The 6146-nt window shown below is 71.6% G+C and carries 6 protein-coding genes; 4 read left to right on the top strand and 2 right to left on the bottom strand.

The window, feature by feature from the left end:
* Window positions 1-15 precede the first annotated feature (15 nt).
* Together sufB and ACOV8S_RS12230 are read right to left on the bottom strand one after the other, a co-directional pair.
* Window positions 16-1437 (bottom strand): Fe-S cluster assembly protein SufB, encoded by a 1422-nt coding sequence (sufB, locus tag ACOV8S_RS12235; protein WP_351118202.1) that lies wholly within the window; start codon window positions 1435-1437, stop codon window positions 16-18.
* A complete protein-coding gene (locus ACOV8S_RS12230; protein WP_448317802.1) occupies window positions 1434-2174 on the bottom strand; it encodes a helix-turn-helix transcriptional regulator in 741 nt (246 codons plus the stop codon). The genes sufB and ACOV8S_RS12230 overlap by 4 nt, the downstream gene beginning before the upstream one ends.
* Before the next feature lie 159 nt (window positions 2175-2333).
* Here ACOV8S_RS12230 and ACOV8S_RS12225 point away from each other — a divergent pair, with 159 nt between their 5' ends.
* From ACOV8S_RS12225 to ACOV8S_RS12210, 4 genes are all read left to right on the top strand, one after another.
* Complete coding sequence (locus tag ACOV8S_RS12225) at window positions 2334-3179, top strand: aminoglycoside N(3)-acetyltransferase (protein WP_448317801.1); 846 nt, start codon at window positions 2334-2336, stop codon at window positions 3177-3179.
* Between the two features lie 11 nt (window positions 3180-3190).
* Complete coding sequence (locus ACOV8S_RS12220) at window positions 3191-4123, top strand: ABC transporter ATP-binding protein (RefSeq protein WP_448317800.1); 933 nt, start codon at window positions 3191-3193, stop codon at window positions 4121-4123.
* Window positions 4120-4890, top strand: a complete 771-nt coding sequence (locus ACOV8S_RS12215; RefSeq protein WP_448317799.1) for an ABC transporter permease — start codon at window positions 4120-4122, stop codon at window positions 4888-4890. The genes ACOV8S_RS12220 and ACOV8S_RS12215 overlap by 4 nt, the downstream gene beginning before the upstream one ends.
* A gap of 90 nt (window positions 4891-4980) precedes the next feature.
* Window positions 4981-5985, top strand: coding sequence for a COX15/CtaA family protein (locus tag ACOV8S_RS12210; RefSeq protein WP_448317798.1), 1005 nt, complete (start codon window positions 4981-4983; stop codon window positions 5983-5985).
* The last annotated feature ends 161 nt before the right edge of the window (window positions 5986-6146 follow it).

Genomic DNA, 6146 nt, shown 5'->3' with positions numbered 1-6146 from the left:
GGGCGGGGGCCGGGGTCAGCCGACCGCGCCCTCCATCTGGAGCTCGATCAGCCGGTTGAGCTCGAGGGCGTACTCCATGGGCAGCTCCTTGGCGATCGGCTCGACGAAGCCGCGCACGATCATCGCCATCGCCTCGAACTCGGAGAGACCGCGGCTCATCAGGTAGAAGAGCTGGTCCTCGGAGACCTTGGAGACGGTCGCCTCGTGGCCCATGGACACGTCGTCCTCGCGGACGTCCACGTAGGGGTACGTGTCGGAGCGGGAGATGGTGTCGACCAGCAGCGCGTCGCAGAGCACGTTCGACTTGGAGCCGGGGGCGCCCTCGCCGATCTCGATCAGGCCGCGGTAGGAGGTGCGGCCGCCGCCGCGCGCCACCGACTTGGAGACGATGTTCGACGACGTGTTCGGCGCCATGTGGACCATCTTCGCGCCGGCGTCCTGGTGCTGGCCCTCGCCCGCGAAGGCGATGGACAGGGTCTCGCCCTTGGCGTGCTCGCCCATCAGGTAGACGGCCGGGTACTTCATCGTCACCTTGGAGCCGATGTTGCCGTCGATCCACTCCATGGTCGCGCCCTCGTACGCCACGGCGCGCTTGGTGACCAGGTTGTAGACGTTGTTCGACCAGTTCTGGATGGTCGTGTAGCGGCAGCGGGCGTTCTTCTTGACGATGATCTCGACGACCGCGGAGTGCAGCGAGTCCGACTGGTAGATCGGCGCGGTGCAGCCCTCGACGTAGTGCACGTAGGCGCCCTCGTCGACGATGATCAGGGTCCGCTCGAACTGGCCCATGTTCTCCGTGTTGATGCGGAAGTAGGCCTGGAGCGGGATCTCGACGTGCACGCCCTTCGGCACGTAGATGAAGGAGCCGCCGGACCACACGGCCGTGTTCAGCGCGGCGAACTTGTTGTCGCCGGCCGGGATCACGGTGCCGAAGTACTCCTTGAAGAGCTCCGGGTGCTCCTTGAGCGCCGTGTCGGTGTCGAGGAAGATGACGCCCTGCTCCTCCAGGTCCTCGCGGATCTGGTGGTAGACGACCTCGGACTCGTACTGGGCGGCGACACCGGCGACCAGGCGCTGCTTCTCCGCCTCCGGGATGCCCAGCCGGTCGTAGGTGTTCTTGATGTCCTCGGGCAGCTCTTCCCAGGAGGTCGCCTGCTTCTCCGTGGAGCGCACGAAGTACTTGATGTTGTCGAAGTCGATGCCCGACAGGTCCGAGCCCCAGTTCGGCATGGGCTTCTTCTCGAAGAGGTTCAGACCCTTGAGGCGCAGCTTGGTCATCCACTCCGGCTCGGACTTCTTCGAGGAGATGTCGCGCACGACGTCCTCGTTCAGTCCTCGCTTGGCGGCGGCGCCGGCCGCGTCGGGGTCCGCCCAGCCGTACTCGTACTTACCCAGACCCTCGAGTTCGGGGTGGGCAGTCTCCGTGGGGAGAGTCATGCGGGGTTCCTCCCGGCCGTGCTCGTAGATGATGGATGACCACTGGTGGCGTGGTCGTCGATCCTGGAAATCTTGGGGATGAACGTCGTGCAGACGCCGTCACCGTGCGCGATCGTGGCCAGTCGCTGGACGTGGGTGCCGAGCAGTTCGGAGAAGATCTCCGTCTCGGCCTCGCACAGCTGCGGGAACTCCTCAGCGACATGGGCGACCGGGCAGTGATGCTGGCAGAGCTGCTCGCCGAGTTGCGGGGAGGGAGCGCTGCGCGCACTGGCAGCGTACCCGTCCGCGGACAGCGCTCCGGCCAGCGCCTCGGCCTTCCGCTCGGGCGGGACCGACTCCAGCGCTGCGCGGTAGGCGTCCGCCTGGGCGGCCAGCCGGGCGCGTGCGAAAGCGGCCACCGCCCGCTCACCGCCCTCCTGGTCCGCGATCCAGCGCAGCGCGTCCTTGGCCAGCTGGTCGTACGACTGGTCGAAGGCGTCCCTGCCTCCGTCCGTCAGCACGAACACCTTCGCGGGTCGCCCGCGCGTGCGAGCGCCGTAGACCCGGCGCTCGCGGGCCTCGACCACATCGTCGGCGACCAGCGCGTCCAGATGCCTGCGCACCGCGGCCTGGGTCAGCCGCAGGCGGCCGGCGAGTTCGGCGACCGTCGACGGGCCGTGGTCCAGGATCGAGCGCACGACCCGGTTGCGTGTGGAACGCTCCCCGGTCGTGGTTTCTTCCTGGCCGACGTTTTTCACAACGCCATTGTTGCGTAATTACCGGCGGACGGACAACCCGCGCCCCTCCGGCCCGGTGGTGCCCTTCATCACTTAGGTACACCTAACCTGACCTGCGGAAAGACGCGTTCCGGGAAATCGGGTTGCGGGGCCGTCGAGGGCGCGGAGACCCTGCACGCCATGCCTTCCGAACCCGTCGCGGGCCCTCTGGTGACCCGCCCGTCGCTCGCCGCCGATCTGCGTTCCCTGGGTGTCCGCGCAGGTGGGACCCTGCTCGTCCACTCCTCCCTGAGCTCACTCGGGTGGGTGAACGGTGGCGCCGTCGCGGTCGTCCGGGCGCTCCTGGACGCCGTCGGTCCGCAGGGGACCCTGGTGGTGCCCACGCAGTCCGGCGCGCTGTCCGACCCGGCCCACTGGGAGAATCCGCCGATCCCCCGGGAGTGGTGGGAGACCGTCCGCGCCACCATGCCCCGCTTCGACGCCGCGACCACCCCGGCTCAGCACATGGGCGTGATCGCGGAGACCGTTCGCACCTGGCCGGGCGCGGTGCGCAGCGCGCATCCGCAGACCTCCTTCGCCGCCCTCGGCCACCGGGCCGCCGAGATCGTCGAGGACCACGCCGCCGACTGCGCGCTCGGCGAGCGCAGCCCGCTGGCCCGGCTGGAGCGGCTCGGCGCCCGGGTGCTGCTGCTGGGGGTCGGCTACGACTCCTGCACCGCCTTCCACCTCGCCGAGTACCGGACGCCCTCGCCCGTGACGGCCCCACGCGGGCGGCCGGGCCCCGACGGGTGGGAGGTGGTGACCGACGTGGCCCTCGACTCCGACGACTTCGGCCGGCTCGGCGAGGATCTCGAGCGGGAGCGCCCCGGTCTGGTGGTGCACGGCCCGGCCGGGGCGGCACGGGCCCGCCTGTTCCCGCTCGCCGACGCGGTGGCCTACGCGCAGGGCTGGCTGCGCGAGCACCGGCCCGCGGCGGACACCGTCGATCCGGCACCCGGGGACGGGACGGACGCCGCGCGAACCTAGACTCGTGTCCCATGCACAGCGATCCCGCGGTCCCCGTCGTCCAGATCCAGGCTCTGGTGAAACGGTACGGACCCAAGACCGCGGTGGACGGCCTCGACCTGGTGGCCCGGGCGGGCATCACCGCCGTCCTCGGTCCCAACGGAGCCGGCAAGACCACCACCGTCGAGACCTGTGAGGGCTACCGGCGCCCCGACGCGGGCACCGTGCGCGTCCTCGGTCTCGACCCGGTGCGCCAGGCGGCGCTCCTGCGGCCGCGGATCGGGGTGATGCTGCAGTCCGGCGGCGTGTACTCCGGCGCCCGCGCCGACGAGATGCTCCGCCACGTCGCAAAGCTGCACGCCCACCCGCTGGACGTCGACGCGCTGATCGAGCGCCTCGGCCTCGGTTCGTGCGGCCGCACCTCCTACCGCCGGCTCTCCGGTGGCCAGCAGCAGCGGCTGGCGCTCGCCATGGCGGTCGTCGGGCGCCCGGAGCTGGTCTTCCTCGACGAGCCCACCGCCGGCCTCGACCCGCAGGCCCGCCGGGCCACCTGGGAGCTGGTGCGCGACCTGCGCGAGGACGGCGTGTCGGTCATCCTCACCACCCACCACATGGACGAGGCCGAGCAGCTCGCCGACGACGTCGCCATCGTCGACGCAGGCAAGGTGATCGCCCAGGGCTCCCCCGAGCAGCTGTGCCGCGGGGGCGCCGAGAACACGCTGCGCTTCTCCGGCCGCCCCGGACTGGACGTGGCCTCCCTCCTCAAGGCGCTGCCCTCCGGGTCCTCCGCCGCCGAGATCGTCCCCGGCTCCTACCGGGTCACCGGCGACGTGGGCCCCCAGCTGCTGGCCACCGTCACCTCCTGGTGCGCCCAGCACGGGGTGATGCCGGAGCGGATCGCCGTCGAACGCCACACCCTGGAAGACGTCTTCCTTGAGCTCACGGGCAAGGAGCTGCGCGCATGACCGCCACCGGGACCTACTCCCCCAGGCCGGGCGCCGCGCCGCTGGGGCGGATGATCGCCGCGCAGGCCGCGCTGGAGACGCGGATGCTGCTGCGCAACGGCGAGCAGCTGCTGCTCACCGTGGTCATCCCGACGCTGCTGCTGGTGCTGTTCAGCACCGTGGACATCGTCGACACCGGTGAGGGGAAGGCCGTGGACTTCCTGGCGCCCGGCGTGCTGGCGCTGGCGGTGATGTCCACCGCCTTCACCGGCCAGGCCATCGCCACCGGCTTCGAGCGCCGCTACGGCGTCCTCAAGCGGCTGGCCGCCTCACCGTTGCCGCGGTGGGCGCTGATGACCGCCAAGACGCTCTCGGTGCTGGTCACCGAGGTCCTGCAGATCGCGCTGCTCACGGTCATCGCCCTCGCGCTGGGCTGGTCGCCGCAGGGCAGTCCCTTCGCGGTGTTCCTGCTGCTGGTGCTGGGCACCGCCGCCTTCTCCGGGCTCGGTCTGCTGATGGCCGGAACGCTGAAGGCGGAGGCCACCCTGGCCGCGGCCAACCTGGTCTTCCTGCTGCTGCTGGTCGGCGGCGGCGTGGTGGTGCCGCTGGACAAGTTCCCCGGCGCCGCGCAGTCGGTGCTGGGGCTGCTGCCCATCTCGGCGCTCTCCGGCGGCCTGCGGGACGTGCTGCAGCACGGGGCCGGCATGCCGTGGGGCGAGCTCGGCGTGCTGACCGCGTGGGCGGTGGCGGGACTGGCCGCGGCGGGGCGTTTCTTCCGCTGGGAGTGACGGCGCAAGGGGCCGCGGGGCACTGCTGGGAGTAACGTCACAGGGCTTCGGGCGGACCCTCGTGAAAGCGTGCACAAGCCCCGTTCTACGATGGTGCGCGTGCCGAACGAGATTCCTGGCGGGGCCGCGGCAGCGGTCCGCAACCCCCTTGCCTACATCGCCGCCCGCTGGACCCCGGATCCCCGGACGGTCCGCCGCGCGGCGCTCATCGCGCTGATCATGTCGGTGGTCATCGTGGTCACCGGCGGCGCCGTCCGGCTGACCGGCTCCGGACTGGGCTGCCCGACCTGGCCCAAGTGCACCGCCGACTCGCTCGCCACCACGCGCGAGATGGGCTGGCACGGCGTCATCGAGTTCGGCAACCGGCTCCTGACGTACGTGCTGTGCGCGGCGGTCGGCTGGGCGATCATCGCCGCCCGTTCCACCAAGCCGTTCCGCCGGGGGCTGACCCGGCTCGGCTGGCTGCAGTTCTGGATCGTGATGGGCAACGCGGTGCTCGGCGGCATCGTGGTGCTGGTCGGCCTCAACCCGTACACGGTGGCCGCGCACTTCCTGCTCTCCTCCGCGCTGATCGCGTCCGCCACGGTGATGTGGCACCGGGCCGGCGAGGGCGACGCTGCGCCGCGCCCCCTGGCGGCGCCGCCGCTGCGCCGGCTCACCTGGGCGCTGGTCGTGGTCTCCGCGCTGCTGATCGCCGTCGGCACGGTGGTCACGGGCGCGGGGCCGCACGCGGGTGACTCCAGCGAGGTGCCGCGGATGCCGGTGGACTGGGAGTCGGTCACCCGGGTGCACGGCGTGCTGGCCTGGCTGACGGTGCTGCTCACGGTGGCGCTGTGGGTGGGGCTGAAGCTGTTCGACTCCCCGCGGGTGACGCTGGCCCGGACGCGGGACCTGTTCCTGGTCCTGCTGGCGCAGGGGGTCATCGGGTACGTCCAGTACTTCCTCGACCTGCCGGAGCTGCTGGTCGGGCTGCACATGCTGGGCTCCGGGCTGGTGTGGATCTTCACCCTGCGGGTGCTGCTGGCGATGCGCGAGCGTCCCGCCGTGGATCCCGAAGCGGTCCCGGCCTCCTCCGCGGAGCCCGTCCCCGCGTAACTCCCCCGCGACGCTTCCCCCTGTGCCCCGCTGCGACGTCCGCAGCGGGGCACAGCGCGTTCCCGCGGCCTGCCCACGGCCGCGCGCGCCATGCGCCGCTACTCCGCTGCGCCTCTGCGCCTCCGCCGGGATGCCTGGGCCCCGTGCGGAGGGCGCTGAAA

Source organism: Streptomyces sp. CO7, from assembly GCF_053474865.1.
This window is presented reverse-complemented; position numbering and strand designations above follow the sequence as displayed.